The organism is Jiangella alkaliphila, from assembly GCF_900105925.1.
GTDB classification, from domain to species: domain Bacteria; phylum Actinomycetota; class Actinomycetes; order Jiangellales; family Jiangellaceae; genus Jiangella; species Jiangella alkaliphila.
This window is the reverse complement of record NZ_LT629791.1, coordinates 5,022,927-5,040,891: the sequence shown is the minus strand read 5'-3', so window position 1 is coordinate 5,040,891 and position 17,965 is coordinate 5,022,927. Positions and strand designations below refer to the sequence as shown.

Annotated in this window: 14 protein-coding genes; 6 read left to right on the top strand and 8 right to left on the bottom strand. The window is 72.0% G+C overall.

The genetic code is table 11. The features are described from left to right. Nucleotides 1–104: 104 nt before the first annotated feature. Nucleotides 105–1,286, bottom strand: a complete 1,182-nt coding sequence (locus tag BLV05_RS23095) for a hypothetical protein (protein ID WP_152690857.1) — start codon at nt 1,284–1,286, stop codon at nt 105–107. 170 nt (nt 1,287–1,456) lie between these two features. Here BLV05_RS23095 and acnA point away from each other — a divergent pair, with 170 nt between their 5' ends. Next, nucleotides 1,457–4,294 (top strand): aconitate hydratase AcnA, encoded by a 2,838-nt coding sequence (acnA, locus tag BLV05_RS23090; RefSeq protein WP_046770072.1) that lies wholly within the window; start codon nt 1,457–1,459, stop codon nt 4,292–4,294. A 118-nt stretch (nt 4,295–4,412) separates the two neighbouring features. Further along, the gene (locus BLV05_RS23085) at nt 4,413–5,411 is read left to right on the top strand and encodes a type IV toxin-antitoxin system AbiEi family antitoxin domain-containing protein (protein ID WP_052762670.1); all 999 of its coding nucleotides are present in this window, start codon (nt 4,413–4,415) and stop codon (nt 5,409–5,411) included. Nucleotides 5,412–5,541: 130 nt separating this feature from the next. Here BLV05_RS23085 and BLV05_RS23080 read toward each other — a convergent pair whose 3' ends face one another. Then, nucleotides 5,542–6,009 (bottom strand): hypothetical protein, encoded by a 468-nt coding sequence (locus BLV05_RS23080; protein WP_046770071.1) that lies wholly within the window; start codon nt 6,007–6,009, stop codon nt 5,542–5,544. A gap of 171 nt (nt 6,010–6,180) precedes the next feature. Then, nucleotides 6,181–6,675: a hypothetical protein gene (locus tag BLV05_RS23075; RefSeq protein WP_046770070.1), complete on the bottom strand. Its 495-nt coding sequence runs from the start codon at nt 6,673–6,675 to the stop codon at nt 6,181–6,183. Nucleotides 6,676–6,792: 117 nt separating this feature from the next. Here BLV05_RS23075 and dxs point away from each other — a divergent pair, with 117 nt between their 5' ends. After that, the gene (gene dxs / locus BLV05_RS23070; RefSeq protein WP_046770069.1) at nt 6,793–8,709 is read left to right on the top strand and encodes a 1-deoxy-D-xylulose-5-phosphate synthase; all 1,917 of its coding nucleotides are present in this window, start codon (nt 6,793–6,795) and stop codon (nt 8,707–8,709) included. Nucleotides 8,710–8,712: 3 nt separating this feature from the next. Next, nucleotides 8,713–9,891, top strand: coding sequence for an AI-2E family transporter (locus BLV05_RS23065; protein WP_046770068.1), 1,179 nt, complete (start codon nt 8,713–8,715; stop codon nt 9,889–9,891). Here the strand turns inward: BLV05_RS23065 and BLV05_RS23060 are convergent. From BLV05_RS23060 to BLV05_RS23040, 5 genes are all read right to left on the bottom strand, one after another. After that, the gene (locus BLV05_RS23060; protein WP_046770067.1) at nt 9,888–10,499 is read right to left on the bottom strand and encodes a hypothetical protein; all 612 of its coding nucleotides are present in this window, start codon (nt 10,497–10,499) and stop codon (nt 9,888–9,890) included. The two genes, BLV05_RS23065 and BLV05_RS23060, sit on opposite strands and share 4 nt — an antisense overlap. Before the next feature lie 19 nt (nt 10,500–10,518). Next, entirely contained in the window at nt 10,519–11,010 is a 492-nt protein-coding gene (locus tag BLV05_RS23055; RefSeq protein WP_046770066.1) for a SigE family RNA polymerase sigma factor, read from the bottom strand. Between the two features lie 90 nt (nt 11,011–11,100). Beyond that, entirely contained in the window at nt 11,101–13,212 is a 2,112-nt protein-coding gene (locus tag BLV05_RS23050) for a 3-hydroxyacyl-CoA dehydrogenase NAD-binding domain-containing protein (RefSeq protein ID WP_046770065.1), read from the bottom strand. Next, nucleotides 13,212–14,438, bottom strand: coding sequence for a thiolase family protein (locus tag BLV05_RS23045; RefSeq protein ID WP_046770064.1), 1,227 nt, complete (start codon nt 14,436–14,438; stop codon nt 13,212–13,214). The genes BLV05_RS23050 and BLV05_RS23045 overlap by 1 nt, the downstream gene beginning before the upstream one ends. A 22-nt stretch (nt 14,439–14,460) precedes the next feature. Next, nucleotides 14,461–15,183: a DNA alkylation repair protein gene (locus BLV05_RS23040; protein ID WP_046770158.1), complete on the bottom strand. Its 723-nt coding sequence runs from the start codon at nt 15,181–15,183 to the stop codon at nt 14,461–14,463. A gap of 659 nt (nt 15,184–15,842) precedes the next feature. Here BLV05_RS23040 and BLV05_RS23035 point away from each other — a divergent pair. Both BLV05_RS23035 and BLV05_RS23030 read left to right on the top strand, forming a co-directional pair. Beyond that, on the top strand, nt 15,843–17,252 hold the full coding sequence (locus BLV05_RS23035; RefSeq protein ID WP_046770063.1) for a protoporphyrinogen/coproporphyrinogen oxidase: 1,410 nt from the start codon (nt 15,843–15,845) through the stop codon (nt 17,250–17,252). A gap of 58 nt (nt 17,253–17,310) precedes the next feature. Further along, nucleotides 17,311–17,961 (top strand): GNAT family N-acetyltransferase, encoded by a 651-nt coding sequence (locus tag BLV05_RS23030; protein ID WP_046770062.1) that lies wholly within the window; start codon nt 17,311–17,313, stop codon nt 17,959–17,961. Nucleotides 17,962–17,965 lie beyond the last annotated feature (4 nt).

Genomic DNA, 17,965 nt, shown 5'->3' with positions numbered 1-17,965 from the left:
CCTCCAGCACGACCACACACTCAGCAACAGCATCCAAAGCCTCACACCCTCTATGGGTGCTTTCCGGAGCCCGAATGTGACAGCCGGGCGACAAGAACTTCGGATCAGCTCAGCGACAGCTCGGCGGTCAGCGGCTCGTCGACCTGGAACTCGTACGTCGTGTCAGGAGCGCGCGTGCTGACCGTCCCCGTCGGCTGGTAGACGAGCGTCGCGGCCTCGAGGTCGTCGGGCACCAGGAAGACCACCGGAGCGCCACTGTCGACCGGCTCGGCGGCGGGCAGGGTGGCGCCGTCGTGCTGCAGCACCCAGCTCGCGGCGAGGTCGAGCGTCGCCTCCCACCAGCCGTCGACGACGCGCTGGAGCGGGTCCTCGACCGGGACGACGAGCCAGGCCTGGCCGGACGGCGCCCAGCCGCGGGCGCGGTCGAACGGCGTCAGGACGACCTCCTCGAACCGGCCCTGGTAGACGACGCGGGCGCCCTCGCGGGTCTGGTCGCCGAGTCCGCTGCCGAGCTCGGCCTCCAGCTGCTCGGGCGTGCGCACGACGTACGTGGTCAGTGGCCACTCGACCGGATGCGGGAAGGTCAACTCCGCGCCGTCCTGGGCGATCAGTGAGACGTCGCCGGTGACCTCCCCCGTCGCGAGGTCGAGCCGCAGCTCCTCGCCGTCGACGGTGGCCACCAGCGCGGGGGAGGAGTCGGCGTCGACCGTCGCCAGCAGGATCCGCTCGGCGGGCTCGTCCTCGGCGCAGGGCAGCTCGGGGCACTCGAATGTCAGCTCGTCCGGGCCGAACTCGCCGACCACGGGGAGCGGGTCGCCGCCCGCGTCGAGCCGCACCGTCGCCGACGCGTCGCGCGGGCTCTGCTCCGGCTCGAAGGGGGCGAACACGTCGGCCGACATCGCCGGACCCGGCTCGAAGGTGACTCGCCAGGCGTAGACGGCCTGTCCGTCGGCGGGCCGGTACTCCTCGCCGTCGTCGGCCGACGCCTCCGTCAGGGCGCCGACGACGTCGGCGGTGAGCAGGTCGAGCGTCTGGACGCCGTCGACGATGACGGTGACGGACGGGAGGACGAGGCGCTGCGGCGTGGCGACCGGCTCGACCTGGAGGTCGTCCTGGACCAGGTGCGGCGAGATGAGGGCGACGGTGTCCTCGACGGGCGCGGCCGGCAGGTCCTCGTCCGGCCCGCCGGACGACGGTGCACCGGAGGGCTCCGACCCGCCCGAGCAAGCGGCCACGAGGAGCACGGCGAGGAGCGACGTCACGACGGAGCGGCTGCGAGTCATCATGGCGAGCAACAGACTATTGGGAGGACGGTGTCCGCGGGCGCCGATCGACGTCCCGGCCGCCGTGATATCTTGACTTCAAGAGACTTCTCCGGCTCGGGCTGGGGTGCCCGGACAGTGACCGGACAGTTAGGCGAGCCTCAGCGCGCCGCCGCCACCGCGAGTGCGCGACGATGTGCGGGAACGCCACGGATGCGAGAGGTTGGGGATCGAACGTGACCAGCAAGGACAGCTTCGGCGCGAAGGGAACCCTGCAGGTCGGTGACGCCTCGTACGAGGTCTACCGGCTGGCCGCCGCGGGCGACGTGAGCCGGCTGCCGTACAGCCTGAAGATCCTGCTGGAGAACCTGCTGCGCACCGAGGACGGCGCCAACATCACCGCCGATCACGTCCGCGCGGTGGTCGGCTGGGACGCCAACGCGCAGCCGAACACGGAGATCCAGTTCACGCCGGCGCGTGTCGTCATGCAGGACTTCACCGGCGTGCCGTGCGTCGTCGACCTCGCCACCATGCGCGAGGCCATGAGCGACCTCGGCGGCGACGCGGCGAAGATCAACCCGCTGGCGCCGGCCGAGCTGGTCATCGACCACTCCGTCATCGCCGACGTGTTCGGCGCGCCCGACGCGTTCGTCCGCAACGTCGAGCTCGAGTACGGCCGCAACAAGGAGCGCTACCAGTTCCTGCGCTGGGGTCAGGGCGCGTTCGACGACTTCAAGGTCGTCCCGCCGGGCACCGGCATCGTGCACCAGGTGAACATCGAGCACCTCGCCCGCACGGTCTACACGAAGACCGTCGGCGACACCACCGTCGCCTACCCGGACACCTGCGTGGGCACCGACAGCCACACCACCATGGTCAACGGCCTGGGCGTGGTCGGCTGGGGCGTCGGCGGCATCGAGGCCGAGGCGGCCATGCTCGGCCAGCCGGTCAGCATGCTGATCCCGCGCGTCGTCGGCTTCAAGCTGCACGGCAGCCTGCCCGACGGCGCGACGGCCACCGACCTCGTCCTCACCATCACCGAGCAGCTGCGCAAGCACGGCGTCGTCGGGAAGTTCGTCGAGTTCTACGGCCCGGGCGTCGCTGCGGTGCCGCTGGCCAACCGCGCCACCATCGGCAACATGAGCCCCGAGTACGGCTCCACCATCGCGGTCTTCCCGATCGACGACGAGACCGTCCGCTACCTGCGTCTGACCGGCCGGACGGACGAGCAGGTCGCGCTGGTCGAGGCGTACGCGAAGGAGCAGGGCCTCTGGCACGACGCCGCGCACGAGCCGACGTTCTCCGAGTACCTCGAGCTCGACCTCGGCACCGTCGTCCCGTCCATCGCCGGCCCGAAGCGCCCGCAGGACCGCGTCTCGCTCACCGACGGCAAGACGGCCTTCCGCACCTCGCTGCGCGACTACGTGGCGCACGACGAGGGCCCGCACACCGCGCTGGACGAGGCCGTGGAAGAGAGCTTCCCGGCCAGCGACCCGGCCTCGGTGCACCCCAACGGCGGCGAGGCCGAGGAGCCGCGTGTGGTGTCCGCGGCCGTCACCGCCGAGGGCCGGCCGTCCGCGCCCATCAAGGTGACGCTCGACGACGGCACCGAGTGCGAGATCGACCACGGCGCCGTCGTCATCGCGGCCATCACGTCCTGCACGAACACGTCGAACCCGTCGGTGATGATCGGGGCGGCGCTGCTGGCCAAGAACGCGGTCGAGCGCGGCCTGAACCGCAAGCCGTGGGTGAAGACGACGCTCGCGCCCGGGTCGAAGGTCGTCATGGACTACTACGAGCGCGCCGGCCTGACGCCGTACCTCGAGAAGCTGGGCTTCCACCTGGTCGGATACGGCTGCACGACGTGCATCGGCAACTCCGGCCCGCTGCCGGAGGCGGTGTCGGCCGCCGTCGACGAGAACGACCTCGCCGTCGTCTCCGTGCTCTCCGGCAACCGCAACTTCGAGGGCCGCATCAACCCCGACGTCAAGATGAACTACCTGGCGTCGCCGCCGCTGGTCGTCGCGTATGCGCTGGCCGGCAGCATGGACATCGACATCACGACCGAGCCGCTCGGGGTGGGCAGCGACGGCGAGCCCGTCTACCTGCGCGACCTGTGGCCGTCGCCGGCGGAGATCGAGACGGTCGTCGAGTCGGCCATCGCCAGCGAGATGTTCACCCGCGACTACGCCGACGTGTTCGCCGGCGACCAGCAGTGGCAGTCGCTGCCGACGCCGTCGGGCAACACGTTCGCCTGGGACGCCTCGTCGACGTACGTCCGCAAGCCTCCCTACTTCGACGGCATGGGCGTCGAGCCGTCGCCGGTGGGTGACATCGCGGGCGCGCGGGTGCTGGCCAAGCTGGGCGACTCGGTGACAACAGACCACATCAGCCCGGCCGGCGCCATCAAGGCCGACTCGCCGGCGGGGCACTACCTGTCGTCGCACGGGGTGCAGCGGCGCGATTTCAACTCCTATGGCTCCCGTCGCGGCAACCACGAGGTGATGATCCGCGGGACGTTCGCCAACATCCGGCTGCGCAACCAGATCGCGCCGGGGACGGAAGGCGGCTTCACCAGGGACTTCACGGCGGCCGACGCGCCCGTGACGACGATCTACGACGCGTCGGTGGCGTACGCGTCTGCCGGGGTGCCCTTGGTGATCCTGGCCGGCAAGGAGTACGGCTCCGGCTCGTCGCGCGACTGGGCGGCGAAGGGGACGGCGCTGCTGGGCGTGCGCGCGGTCATCGCGGAGTCCTACGAGCGCATCCACCGGTCCAACCTCATCGGCATGGGCGTCCTGCCGCTGCAGTTCCCGGAGGGCTCGAACGCGGAGTCGCTGGGGCTGACCGGCGAGGAGACGTTCGAGGTCACCGGGGTGACGGCGCTGAACGACGGCGAGACGCCGGCGACGGTGCGTGTGCGCGCGGATGACGTCGAGTTCGACGCGGTGGTGCGCATCGACACGCCGGGGGAGGCGGACTACTACCGCCACGGCGGCATCATGCAGTACGTGCTGCGCAGCCTGCTCTGAGATTCGTACGCCGCCGCCGGGCGGTCTGTTCTCCACAGGCCGCCCGGCGGCGCCGCGTTGTCCACATTTCCGGGATCGGCGGTGGCGGCGAGCGGCCGGTCGTGTTGATCTTGTCGGCATGCGATCCCTACCCGACGACATCACCCGCCTCCTCCGCGCCGGCCGCGGCGTCTTCAGCGTCGCCGAAGCGCGGCTGCGGGGCATCACCAGGCCACGGTTGACGCGTCTGGCGCAGGCCGGGCTCCTGGTACGGCTCGCCCGCGGTGTGTACGCGTGCGCATCGACCTATCGCGACGCCGACGAGTGGGCCGCGTTCGGCCTGCGGTCTCGGGCGTTCACGCTCGCCTGCGGCACTCGAGCGTTCGCGGCCGGTTGGTCCGCGGCGGCCCTGTACGGGCTGCCGCCTATCAACGCGCCGCCCGCCCGGCCCGTGGTGTGTCTGGCGGACGGCGCCGGCTCGGCGGTGAACAGCCGGTACGGGACCGTACGCGTGGCTGCGCTGCCGCCGAACCAGTGCCGCTACCAGGATCGTTGCCGGCTGACCTCGCTACCTCGGACGGTGGTCGACGTCGCCCGGGTAGCGCCGCGTGCGGACGCGATCGTCGTGGCTGACGCGGCGCTGTCGTCGGGCGTCACCGTCGCCGACCTACGAGGGGTGCTCGGCGTCCAATCGGGTTGGCGCGGCAGCCGGGAAGCCGCCTGGGTGATCGAGCACGCCGATGCCTACGCGGAGAGTGCACTGGAGTCGCTGGGGCGGCTGGCGTTCATCGCGCACGACCTGCCGGTGCCGATGTCGAACGCCTGGATTGACACAGGCGAGAGACGCTACCGGGTCGATCACCTGCTGCCGGACCGCTGGCTGGTGTTCGAAGCCGATGGTTCGCTCAAGTACGACAACCGCCTGGATGCGGGTCGAGTCGTCGCTGATCAGCGAGAACGTGAATGGCGTCTTCGCGAGCTGGGGTTGGAGGTGGTGCGGTACGGCTGGGAACAGGCGCGGCACGACCGAAAGCGGCTGGCGGCAAGGTTCGCTGCGGCGATCGAGCGTTGCCCGGTGCGCCCGGAGCCTGTCCAGTGGACTCGAGGGGCTGGTCCAGGCTCCCGCCTCATGGTCTGACGTCACGTCCTGGTCTGCCGTGACGTGTTTCGGCCGGAATTGCCTCCACAGCGTGACGTGAGACCAGGACGTTCCGTGGGACCAGGAGGCGACGTGGGGCCGGGACGCGCGCCACACCCGGGATGCGACGTCAGGGTTCTGGGGGTGGGACGGGTTCGGCGCGGGTGGGCGTCTCGTCGTCGGAGCGCTGGGAGCGGCCCGTGCCGATGATCCCGACGAGCAGGACCAGCAGCGCGACGCCGCAGAGCCAGGCGCCGGCCTGGAGGTCGCCGGCCGAGAAGGAGAGGGAGTTGTCGTTGACGGACATCACGATCCAGAGCGCCAGGGTCGCCGCGCCGATCAGCCAGCCCAGGAGGAGGACGAACCGTGACAGCAGCAGCGCACCGAGCACGCCCAGCAGGCCGACCACCGCGAGCGCCAGCGCCATCGAGTTCCAGTAGGACGACGGCAGGCCGACGGCGTCGGTCTGGAAGAGCCGCTCGAGTGGGATGTCGGTCGCGTCGCGACCGTCGTACCAGTCGAGGTAGCTGCTGGCGGTGACGCCCAGGGCGCCGACCACGGCGACGACCGCGCCGGAGGCACGTTGGCGTGTGGTCATGTGGATCGCCTCCTCATCGAGGGTCCAGACGACTCGTTCACGGCCTTGCGCCGGGCGGCACCGGCCGCAGTTCCACTGTGCCACGCGCACCGGCACCGCGCACGGCAGAGCGCCTCACTGCCGAGACGCACCCGGCGTCGGCGCTGCCACGACCCAGCCGGCGGGACGGGGTCAGCTGTCGTCGCCGAACATCCGCAGCGGGGCGTCGACCTCTTCCTTGCGTGGACCCATGACGACGACGCCGACGAGGATCGCCAGCAGCCCGATCGCGCACAGCCACACGCCGGCACCCGTCCCGACGCCCGCCGGCGCGTTGTCGGTCGCGTTGCCGATGGCCCGCATCAGCCCCCACAGGGCGAGCGTCGCGACCCCGACCATCCAGGCCAGGACCAGCAGGAAGCGGAACCGCACGAGCGCGCCGAGCAGGCCCAGCGCACCGACCACCGCCAGCGGCGCCGCGACCGACGCCCAGTAGCCGCTGGCCGCGCCGGGGGCGCCGGTCTCGGCCAGGTGCCGGATGGGCAGTTCGTATGGCGCGCGGTCGCCGTACCACGACAGATAGGCGCTGAGCGCGCACATCAGCGTGCCGGCTCCGGCGATGATGGCTCCGGTGGCTCGGCGTCCCAGTCGGGCGACCGGCCCCCACGCCCGTTCCTCGTGAGACACAGCGGAAGGGTAGTGGCCCGCGCGCCGCGCGCTCAACAACGACACCTGAACGTGATCGAGAGTCGTTCGCCCTCTAGACTCGGCAGTCAGCACCGGCGCGACTTGGAGGCAGCACGCGTGGGACTTCTCGACCGCATCAAGGACCCCCGCGACCTGCGGGCATTGTCCGATGACGAGCTCGAGTCGCTGGCCGCGGAGATCCGCGACCGGCTGGTGGCGACCTGCGCCTCCAACGGCGGCCACCTCGGACCGAACCTCGGCGTCGTCGAGCTGACCATCGCGGCGCACCGGGTGTTCGACTCCCCGCGCGACCCCATCGTCTTCGACACCGGCCACCAGGCCTACGTGCACAAGATGCTCACCGGCCGGCAAGACTTCACGCGGCTCAAGCAGTCCGGCGGGCTGTCCGGGTACCCGAGCCGGGCCGAGAGCGAGCACGACTGGGTCGAGAACTCGCATGCGTCGACGGCGCTGTCCTACGCCGACGGCATGGCCAAGGCGTTCGCGGTGCGCGGCGAGCGCGACCGCACCGTCGTCGCGTTCATCGGCGACGGCGCGCTGACCGGCGGCATGGCCTGGGAGGCGCTGAACAACATCGCCGGCGGGCCGCAGACCGGCCCCGACCGCCGGCCGCTCGTCATCATCGTCAACGACAACGGCCGCTCGTACTCGCCGACCGTCGGCGGGCTGGCCCGCCACCTGACCGGGCTGCGCACCGACCCGCGCTACGAACAGGCGCTCGACGTCGTCAAGCGGACGCTCGGCCGCACCGCGCTGGTCGGCCAGCCCCTCTACGACGCGCTGCACGGGGTCAAGAAGGGCCTGAAGGACCTGCTGGCGCCGCAGGGCATGTTCGAGGATCTCGGGCTCAAGTACATCGGGCCCATCGACGGGCACGACCGCGCGCAGGTCGAGCAGGCGCTGACGCAGGCGAAGAAGTTCGGCGGGCCGGTGCTGGTGCACTGCCTGACGCAGAAGGGGTTCGGCTACGACCCCGCCCTGCGCGACGAGGCCGACCAGATGCACAGCCCGCGGCCGTTCGATCCCGCCACCGGCGCCCCCGCGGGCAAGCCGGTGCGCGAGTGGACGGACGTCTTCAGCGAGGCGCTGGTGCGCGCCGGAAGAGACCGGCCCGACGTCGTCGCCGTCACGGCCGCGATGCTCGGACCGACCGGGCTCGAGCCGTTCGCCCAGGCGTTCCCGGACCGCTGTTTCGACGTCGGCATCGCCGAGCAGCACGCGGCCACCTCGGCGGCCGGCATGGCGGCGATGGGCCTGCACCCGGTGGTCGCGGTCTACGCGACGTTCCTCAACCGCGCGTTCGACCAGGTGCTGATGGACTGCGCCCTGCACAAGGCCGGCGTGACGTTCGTGCTCGACCGCGCCGGCGTCACCGGCAACGACGGGCCGTCGCACAACGGCATGTGGGACATGTCGATCCTGCAGGTCGTGCCCGGCCTGCGGCTGGCCGCGCCGCGCGACGGCGAGCAGCTGGCCGAGCTGTTCGCCGAGGCGCTCGACGTCGACGACGCGCCCACCGTCGTGCGGTTCTCCAAGGGCGCCGTCGGCCCGGACGTCCCGGCACTCGAGCGCATCGGCACGGTCGACGTGCTGGCCCGCGCCGAGACGCGCGACGTGCTGCTGGTCGCCGTCGGCGCCATGGGCAAGGTCGGCGTCGACACCGCGCAGCGGCTCCAGGCGCAAGGCGTCGGCGTCACCGTCGTCGACCCGCGCTGGGTGAAGCCGCTCGACGCCGCGCTCGTCGAGCTCGCCCGGCAGCACCGGCTGGTCGTGACCATCGAGGACAACGGCCGGGTCGGGGGAGTCGGGTCGGTGCTGGCCCAGCTGCTCCGCGACGCCGGGGTCGCCGTCCCGGTACACGACCACGGCCTGCCGCAGCGCTTCCTCGACCACGCCAAGCGCGACGAGATCCTCGCCGCCGCCGGACTCACCGCGCAGGACCTCGCGCGTGAGGTGTCCGGGCTGGTCGCGGCGCTCGACAGCACGCCCCATGACCGAACGACGACGGTGTGATCGGTGACCATTAACCCTCCCGGACGCCGTCCGGACCCTGACTGGCTGCGGCCCGAATCCATCATCGCGCTGCGCCTGCTCATCATCGGAGTGGCCATCGCCGCCGCGATGTGGCTGGTCCTGCAGGTGCAGTTCATCGCCACGGCGGTCGTGCTGGGCTTCGCCGAGGTGGCGCTGTTGTGGCCGCTGGCCCGGTGGCTGCGCAGCAAACGCGTGCCGGCCGTGCTGGCGGCGCTGATGTGCGTGCTGCTGTTCCTGGCCTTCTTCGCCGGGCTGCTGGTCTTCGTCGTCACCGAGGTGGTCGACTCCTGGCCGCGCATGGTCGACGCCATCACCGGCTCGGTCAGCGAGATCAACCGCTGGCTCGAGGACGGGCCGTTCGGCATGGACACCCAGAACGTCCAGGACCTGCTGGACGAACTGGAGTCGCGGCTCGGCGACGTGCTGGGCGACGTCACGAGTGCCGCGGTGGGCGGGCTGTCGCTGGTCGGCAACTTCGTCACCGTCATCCTCATCGCGACATTCTTCGCCATCTTCGCGCTGACCAGCGGCGACAAGCTGTGGAAGCAGTTCGTGGCGGCGCTGGCCCCGACGCACCGCGACCCGGCCGATGCCGCCTTCCGGGCGTCGATGCGCACCGCCGGCAACTGGTTCTACGCCTCGACGCTGACCGGTCTGGTCGACGGCGTGCTGATCGGCGTCGGCCTGCTGATCCTCGACGTGCCGCTTGCGGTGCCGATCGGCGCGCTGACGTTCATCATGGCCTACATCCCGCTGGTCGGCGCCACGCTGGCGGGGGCGGTGGCGGTGCTGGTCGCGCTGTTCTCCGGCGGCTTCACGACGTCGCTGTGGGCACTGGGCATCGTCGTCGTGGTGCAGCAGATCGAGGGCAACATCCTCTCGCCGCTGCTGATGTCGCGAGCGCTCAACTTCCACCCGGTCGTCACGCTGATCCTCACGACGGCAGCAGCCGCGGCGTTCGGCCTGGTCGGCCTGTTCCTCGCCGTCCCGGTGTCGGGCGCCATCGCCGCGGCCGTCCTGGCGTGGAGACGGGTCACGCGGGCGCGCGAACTGGCCGAGAGCGGTGAACCACCCGGCGAGGACGGCCAACCACCGCCCGTCGACGCGACCGCACCGCCCTCCGCCGACCCGCCGTCCCCGCTCGGATCGCCGTCGCGCTAGGGCTGGGCCTCGGCGGACAGCTCGCCGCTCGCGAAGAAGTACCGGGTATCGCCGAGAGCGCACGGGTGGTTCGGGTCGATGGGCATCAGCCCGTTGTCGTAGTCGAGGTTGCCGCCGCCGATGCCGATCGCGTCGCCTTCGCGGGCGCGGAGCCGGCCCGTCTCGTCGAAGAGCGCCGCACGTCCGTCGCCATCCCTGGCGACGCTCCAGCCGGGCGGCCACGCGACCGGGATGACGGGATGCGATTCGGCGATGCCCCCGAGGGCGACACAGCCGTTGTCGGTCACCGTGAGCGTGCCTTGGTAGAGCGCCTCCATGGCGACACCGACGCCGTCCGGCTCTGGCCAGGTCAGCAGCTGGACCGGACGGGCCACGGCGGCGTCACCGGCGCTGCGCGCGGTCGGGGGATCGCCGGGTAGCCAGGCGAGCGCCGCCGCGCCGGCGCCGGCGACCGCCAGGGTGACCACCGGAACGACCGCGAGCAGCGTCGTCCGCCGGCGGCGTCGTTGGGACCGCCCACGTTCGACGGCGCGGTCGACGGCGGCCGGGTCGAAGGGCTGGTCGGCCGCCTCGGACCGCAGCGCCTCCCGCAGTGCCTGTTCGTCCATATCGGGTCTCCTCCCGCGCTCAGCCGAGTTCCTCGACGGCCGCCGTCGTGCGCAGCCGGGCGAGGGCGCGCGACGCCTGGCTGCGGACGGTCTTGGGGCTGCAGCCGAGGGCGTCGGCGATCTGCTCGTCGGAGAGGTCGCAGTAATACCGCAGCACGACGACCGCGCGCTGCCGTGCGCCCAGCTCGGCCAGCGCGCCGGCCAGGGCCGACCGGTCGACGACGCGCGGCACGCGATCCTCGACCGCGGCCGGAGCACCGGGCCAGCGCCGGCCCCGCCGGTCGCGGCTCTGCGACCGGCGCATCGACACGTGCTGGTTGACCAGCATCGTCCGGACGTAGCCGTCCGGACTCTCCAGGCGGCTGATCCGGGACCAGCGCAGATACACCTTGACCAGCGTCTCCTGGACGAGGTCATCGGCGTCGGCGGCGTGGTCGCACAGCAGGCCGGCGATGCGCCGCAGCCCGGGCCCGGCCCGGTGGGCCCACTCCTCGAACGGCGGCGTGCTCACCCGGCCGGCTCCTCTCCCTCTACTCAGTCAACGCCACCCTCGGGGGCAGGTGTTGCATCCGGGAGAGGACCGGCCGGACGGCGCCGGCCGTCAGCTAGGCACGACGCTCGCGACGCCGGGCTGGAGGAAGCGCCGGCCGGTGGCCCGCTCGGCGACACCGCTGCGATCGAGGTACGGCGTGATGCCGCCCAGGTGGAACGGCCAGCCGGCGCCGAGCAGCATGCACAGGTCGATGTCCTGCGCCTCGGCGACAACGCCCTCGTCGAGCATGAGGCGGATCTCGTCGGCGACCGCGGCGAGCGCCCGCTCGCGTACTTCGTCCGACGTCAGCGCGGCATCGCCCTGCTCGAACAGCGCGGCGGTCGACTCGTCGAGGTAGGGCTTGCCCTGCTCGTTCCACGACCAGATGCCGGGCTTGCCGGCCGCGACCAGGCGGCGCAGGTTCTCGGACACCGGGAAGCGCTCGGGGTAGGCGTCGTGGAGGGTCTCGGCGACGTGGAGGGCGACGGCCGGGCCGACCAGCTGGAGGAGGACGAACGGCGACATCGGCAGGCCGAGCGGCGCGAGTGCGTTGTCGGCGACGTCGAGCGGAGTGCCCTCGTCGGCCGCGCGGGTGATCTCGCCGATGAACCGGGTCAGCACCCGGTTGACGACGAACGCCGGGGCGTCCTTGACCAGCACGCACGACTTCTTCAGCGTCTTGCCGACCGCCAGCGCCGTCGCCAGCGTCGCGTCGTCGGTCGCGCCGGCGCGGACCACCTCGACCAGCGGCAGCACGGCCACCGGGTTGAAGAAGTGGAACCCGACGACGCGCTCGGGGTGCCGCAGGCCGGACGCCATGTCGGTGATCGACAGCGACGACGTGTTGGTGGCCAGCACGCACTCGGGGGAGACAACGGCCTCGAGGTCGGCGAAGACCTGCTGCTTGACCTTCATCTCCTCGAACACGGCCTCGATGACGAGGTCGGCGTCGGCGAAGACGGCCTTGTCGGTCGAGCCGGTGACCAGCGCGGTCAGCTTGTTCCGCGCGTCGGGCGACAGCCGGCCCTTGCCGGCCAGCTTGTCGATCTCGGCGTGCACCCAGCCGACGCCCTTGTCGACCCGCTCGGCGTCGAGGTCGGTCAGGACGACGGGCACCTCGAGCCGCCGGACGAACAGCAGCGCCAGCTGGCTGGCCATGAGCCCGGCGCCGACGATGCCGACCTTGGTGACCGGCCGGGCCAGCGACTTGTCGGGCGCGCCGGCCGGCCGCTTGGCCCGCCGCTGGGTGAGGTCGAACGCGTACACGCCGGCGCGAAGGTCGTCGCCCATGATGAGGTCGCCGAGCGCGTCGTCCTCGGCCGCGAAGCCGTCGTCGCGCGAGACCGTGCGTGCGGCCGCGATGAGGTCGAGCGCGCGGTACGGGGCCGGCGTGGCGCCGTGCAGCCGGCCGTCGGCGGCGGCGCGACCCCGCGCTACGGCGGCGTCCCAGGCGGCCTCCGACCGGTCGACCTCAGGCCGCGACACGACGACGTCGCCGCGCAGCACCTGCGCCGCCCAGTGCAGCGACCGCTCGATGAAGTCGGCGCCGTCGAGCGCGACATCGGCGATGCCTATCTGGGCCACCTGCGGGCCGCGGAGCATGCGGTTCTGGTTCAGCGCGTTCTCGATGATGACGGTGACCGCCTTGTCGGCGCCGATGAGGTTCGGCAGCAGCCAGGCACCGCCCCAGCCCGGGACGAGGCCGAGGAACACCTCGGGCAGTGCGATGCCCTGCGCCGCCTTGGACACCGTGCGGTAGGTGCAGTGCAGCGCGACCTCCAGCCCGCCGCCCAGCGCCATGCCGTTGATCAGCGCGAACGTCGGCACAGGGCCGTCGGCGAGCTTGCCGAACACGCGGTGCCCGAGCTGCCCGAGCGCGACCGCCTGCGACCGCTCGGTCACCAGCGCCATGCCCTTGAGGTCGGCGCCGGCGGCGAGGATGAACGGCTTGCCGGTGACGACGACGGCGACGATGCCGGGCTCGGCGTAGGCGGCGTCGATGGCCTGCTCGAGTCCGAGCAGCGTGGCCGGGCCGAGCGTGTTCGGCTTGGTGTGGTCGTGGCCGTTGTCGAGCGTGATGAGCGCTGCCTTGCCGGCGCCCAGCGGCAGCTCGACGAGGCGCAGGTGCGCGGTGGTGACGACTTCGTCGGGGAAGACGGTGGCCAGATCAGTGGTGGTCATCAGGCCGCGGCCTCCTCGGAGTAGTCGGCGTGGTGCGGGTTCTCCCAGACGACGGTGCCGCCCATGCCGATGCCGATGCACATGGTGGTGACGCCGTAGCGCACCTCGGGGTGCTCCTCGAACTCGCGGGCCAGCTGGTTCATCAGCCGGACGCCGGACGAGGCGAGCGGGTGGCCGACGGCGATGGCGCCGCCGTAGGGGTTGACGCGGGGGTCGTCGTCGGCGATGCCGAAGTGATCGAGGAGCGCCAGCACCTGGACGGCGAACGCCTCGTTGATCTCGAACAGCCCGATGTCGTCGATGCTGAGACCGGCCTTGGCCAGCGCCTTTTCGGTGGCCGGGACCGGGCCGACGCCCATGACCTCGGGCTCGACGCCGGCGAAGGAGTACGAGACCAGCCGCATCTTCGGCGTCAGCCCGAACTCGGCGGCCGCCTCGTCGCTGACCAGCAGCGCCGCGGTGGCGCCGTCGTTGAGCCCCGCGGCGTTGCCGGCGGTGACCCGTCCGTGCGGGCGGAACGGCGTCTTGAGGCCGGCGAGGTCGTCGACGGTCGTGCCGGGGCGCGGCGGCTCGTCGGCCGTGGCCAGGCCCCAGCCCTGCTCGACGCTGCGCGTGGCGACGGGCACGAGGTCGGGCTGGATCTTGCCGTCGGCGACCGCCTTGGCGTACTTGGCCTGGCTGGCCGCCGCGAACACGTCGGCCCGCTCCTTGCTCAGGTGCGGGAAGCGGTCGTGCAGGTTCTCGGCCGTGCTGCCCATGACCAGCGCGGACGGGTCGACCAGCTTCTCGGCGAGGATGCGCGGGTTGGGGTCGACGCCCTCGCCCATGGGGTGGCGGCCCATGTGCTCGACGCCGCCGGCGATGACGACGTCGTAGGCGCCGAACGCGATGCCGCCGGCCGTCGTGGTGACCGCCGTCATGGCGCCCGCGCACATGCGGTCGATGGCGTAGCCGGGCACCGACTTGGGCAGTCCGGCCAGCAGCGCCGCCGTCCGCCCGATGGTCAGGCCCTGGTCGCCGAGCTGGGTCGTCGCGGCGATGGCGACGTCGTCGACGCGCTCGGGCGGGAGGCTCGGGTTGCGGCGCAGCAGCTCGCGGATGCAGTTGATGACGAGATCGTCGGCGCGGGTCTCGTGGTACATGCCCTTGGGGCCGGCCTTGCCGAACGGCGTACGCACGCCGTCGACGAACAGCACGTCGCGAACAGGCCTGGTGGAGCGTGGCACGTGACCCTCCTCGGTTCAGAAGCTACCCACGAGTAACAATACTCGGTGGGTCGATGTTACGCAGTGCCTCGCGGCGTGACAACGGCGAGAGGTCAGCCTCGTGCGCGGCGACGAACGCCCGCACCCAGCCGGGGTCGGTCTTGGCGTGCTGGCGCAGCGCCCAGCCGATGCCCTTGCGCAGGAAGAAGTCCTTGTCGTGGACGTTCGCCTCGATGGCCTCGGCCAGCAGCGCGGTGTCGACGTCGCCCTTCAAGCCGACCTGGCAGATGACCGCCGTGCGGCGCCGCCAGCGGTCGTCGTCGCGGGCCCATCGCCTGACGACGGGCGCGACGGCGTCGTGGTGGGCGCGCAGGACGGGGCCGACGGAGCGGATGGCGACCTCGTCGACGAAGTCCCACCAGGCGCCGGTGACGACGAGGTGGTCGTAGACGTCGAGCGCGTCGGGGCGGGTCGCGTACGCGGCGTACTGCTTGAGCTGCGCCAGCGTGACGGCGGCGTAGCGCTCTTCGCGGAACTCGGCGCCGTCCCAGAGCACGAGCACCGCGGCCCGCCAGCCGTCGCCGTCGTCGACCCGATGCTCGGCGAAGACCGGCCGCAGGGCTGCGGTGCGGGCGGGTTTGGGGACGCCGAGGAACGGCATGGCCGACTTCATGTACGCGCGCATCGGCTCGGCCGCCGCGGGATCGGCGGCCGCACGCAGCGCCGTCCGCGCGGCGTCGACGAGAGCGGTGACAGCGGAGACCATGACCGCAACGCTAGGCCGCAGGACCGACAGCGAGCCGTGCATCTCTCGCTGAACTGGTTCGTCGGTGTGCCGTTGGTGGGGTTTGCGCCGTTCGCCGTCCCCCTGCTGCCCATTTTCTCAGCCGCGGACCCGCGCCTCAAGCGGACTGTTGGGCGCTTCGCGCCGGCGATGACCGCTTGACCCACGGCTCCGCGGCCAAGAACTCGGCAGCTATCAGGGGGACGGGGCGAGTCTGGGCACACCCCAACGTTCGCGGCCGTCGTCCCCGGCCGCCGGATACTCAAAGAACCGGCCGACACCCGAATTTCCGGTGGATGCGGCCCTGATCCGGGCGGCACGCGCCGGAAATTCGGGTATCCGCCGGTTTCACCAGCACGACCGTGTGACCTCACCCGGCACGGACGCACCTCACCCGCCGTAGGACCACTCCCGGCACCGATCCGGCCACCATCCGGCCCGCACACGAGTGAGGTGCCCCGTCCCCGAGTGACGACGGACCGAAACGGTCGCCGTAGCGTCCGGCCAACGCGGCAAAACCCGGCGAACCTCGCCAACCAGAAGCGACCGACCCACGGAACGGGTCGGAGAGCCTCATTTCGGGGATGGCCGGGGCGCGGCGGCGTGATGCGGCGTCCGATGTCGTTAGGCTGAGCCTTCACATGACCGGCTCGTACGATCTCATCGTGATCGGCGCCGGGCCCGCGGGGCTCGCCGCCGCGTGGCGTGCTGCCCAGCGCGGCCTGAAGGTGGCGCTGCTCGAGCGGGCCGACCACGTGGGCGGGCTGGCCGCGTCGTTCGAGGTGGGCGGGGTGCGGGTCGACCAGGGGTCGCACCGGCTGGACCCCGGCACGCCGCCGGAGATCCTGCGCGACCTGCGCGCGCTGCTCGGCGACGACCTGCAGCAGCGGCGGCGGACCAGTCGCATCCGGGTCGGCGACCAGTGGCTGGCGCTGCCGTTGCGGGCCGACGAGGTCGCGCGGCGGCTGCCGGCGTCGTTCCTGGCGAAGGTCGCCCGCGACTCCGCGGTGTCGCGGTTCCGCCGCGAAGAGGGCGACACCTACGGCGGCCTGGTGCGCAACCGGGTCGGGCCGGCGCTGTACGAGTCCGTGTACGGGCCGCTGGCCGAGAAGCTCTGGGGCATGCCGGGCGACCGCATCAGCGCCGACCAGGCCCGCCGGCAGACCGACCGGCTCGGCACCTGGCGGGTCGCCGCGCGGGCCCTGCGCCGCAGCCGCAAGCGTGGCACGTCGGCCACCGGCGGCGGCTACTACTACCCGCGCACCGGGTTCGGGCAGCTGGTCGAGGTGCTCGCCGACGCCGCCGTGACGGCCGGCGTCGAGATCCGCTGTGAGGCCGAGGTCGACCGCGTCCGCGTCACCGAGGACGAGGTCGAGGTCAGCACGCAGGACGGCGACCTCATCACCGGCGGGCTGGTGTTCTCGACGTTGCCGCTGCCGGTGCTGGCCCGCATCGCCCGGCCGGCGCCGTCGCTGACGTCGATCGAGTCGTCCGCGCGGCTGCGCTACCGCGCGATGCTGCTGGTCTACGTCGTCCACCAGGGCGGCCGGTGGAGCCCGTTCGACTCCCACGACATCCCCGACCCGCGCACGCCGGTCATCCGCATCTCCGAGCCGCCCAACTACCGCGCCAACCCCGACGACCCCGCCGACCGGTCCGTGCTGTGCGCCGAGATCCCGTGCGCGATGACCGACGACGTGTGGGGGCTCGACGACGAGTCGCTGGCCGACCTCGTCGACGAGACGCTGGGGCTCACCGGGCTGCCGAAGGTCAACCGCGTCCACGTCGAGAGCCGCCGCATCGGCCAGTCGCACCCGATCTACCGGGTCGGCTACGAGCACGACCTCAGCGACGTCGACACCTGGGCCCGCATGATCCGCCGCGTGGTCACGCTCGGCCGGCAGGGCCTGTTCGTGCTGGAGAACATCGACCAGGCGCTGCTCATGGCCTACGGCGCGGTCGACGCCATCCGCGACGACGGCCGGTTCGACCGGTACGCGTGGACGGTGGCGCGCGAGCGGTTCGCCCGCTCCGGCTACGTCGACGGCTGAGCCGGCGGCCTGGAATATCCGCTGGCGCCGCCCGGAGACCACGGGCAGACTGTCGGCGATGCTGATCGATCACTTCCCGGTACTGGGGCTGCGGCTGCGCACCCCCAGGCTGGAGCTGCGGCTGCCGACGCCCGAGGAACTGGCCGAGCTCGGGGAGCTGGCCGTCGACGGAATCCATGGACCGGACCTGATGCCGTTCGGCGTGCCGTGGACCGAACTGCCGCCCGACCAGCTGGCCCGCCGCGTCATCCAACGTCACTGGAAGACCCTGGCGGAGCTGAAGCCGGACTCCTGGGCACTGAACCTGGCCGTCTTCGCCGACGGCGTGCCGGTCGGCGTCCAGGAGCTGGAGGCCGACGATTTCGCGATCCAGCGTGAGATCCACTCCGAGTCCTGGCTCGGCCTGCGCCACCAGGGGCGGGGCATCGGCACCGAGATGCGCGCGGCCATGCTGCACCTGGCCTTCGCCGGGCTGGGCGCCGACGAGGCGGTGTCGGTCGGCTACCTCGACAACCACGCCTCGCTGCAGGTGTCGCGCAAGCTCGGCTACGCCGAGAACGGCGTCGGCCGCAGCGTCTCCAAGGGGAAGCTGACCTTCGAGCAGCGGTTCCGGCTGACCCGGCAGGCCTGGGAGCAGCACCGCAGCGTCGACGTCACGATCGAGGGCCTCGAACCCTGCCTGTCGCTGCTGGGCGCCGAGAAGGAGTGAGTGG

Bases quoted from the DNA above. Each gene is read 5' to 3' on its own strand.
- BLV05_RS23095 (WP_152690857.1), bottom strand. From the start codon at position 1,286: ATGATGACTCGCAGCCGCTCCGTCGTGACGTCGCTCCTCGCCGTGCTC.
- acnA (WP_046770072.1), top strand. From the start codon at position 1,457: ATGTGCGGGAACGCCACGGATGCGAGAGGTTGGGGATCGAACGTGACC.
- BLV05_RS23085 (WP_052762670.1), top strand. From the start codon at position 4,413: ATGCGATCCCTACCCGACGACATCACCCGCCTCCTCCGCGCCGGCCGC.
- BLV05_RS23080 (WP_046770071.1), bottom strand. From the start codon at position 6,009: ATGACCACACGCCAACGTGCCTCCGGCGCGGTCGTCGCCGTGGTCGGC.
- BLV05_RS23060 (WP_046770067.1), bottom strand. From the start codon at position 10,499: ATGGACGAACAGGCACTGCGGGAGGCGCTGCGGTCCGAGGCGGCCGAC.
- BLV05_RS23050 (WP_046770065.1), bottom strand. From the start codon at position 13,212: ATGACCACCACTGATCTGGCCACCGTCTTCCCCGACGAAGTCGTCACC.
- BLV05_RS23040 (WP_046770158.1), bottom strand. From the start codon at position 15,183: ATGGTCTCCGCTGTCACCGCTCTCGTCGACGCCGCGCGGACGGCGCTG.
- BLV05_RS23035 (WP_046770063.1), top strand. From the start codon at position 15,843: ATGACCGGCTCGTACGATCTCATCGTGATCGGCGCCGGGCCCGCGGGG.
- BLV05_RS23030 (WP_046770062.1), top strand. From the start codon at position 17,311: ATGCTGATCGATCACTTCCCGGTACTGGGGCTGCGGCTGCGCACCCCC.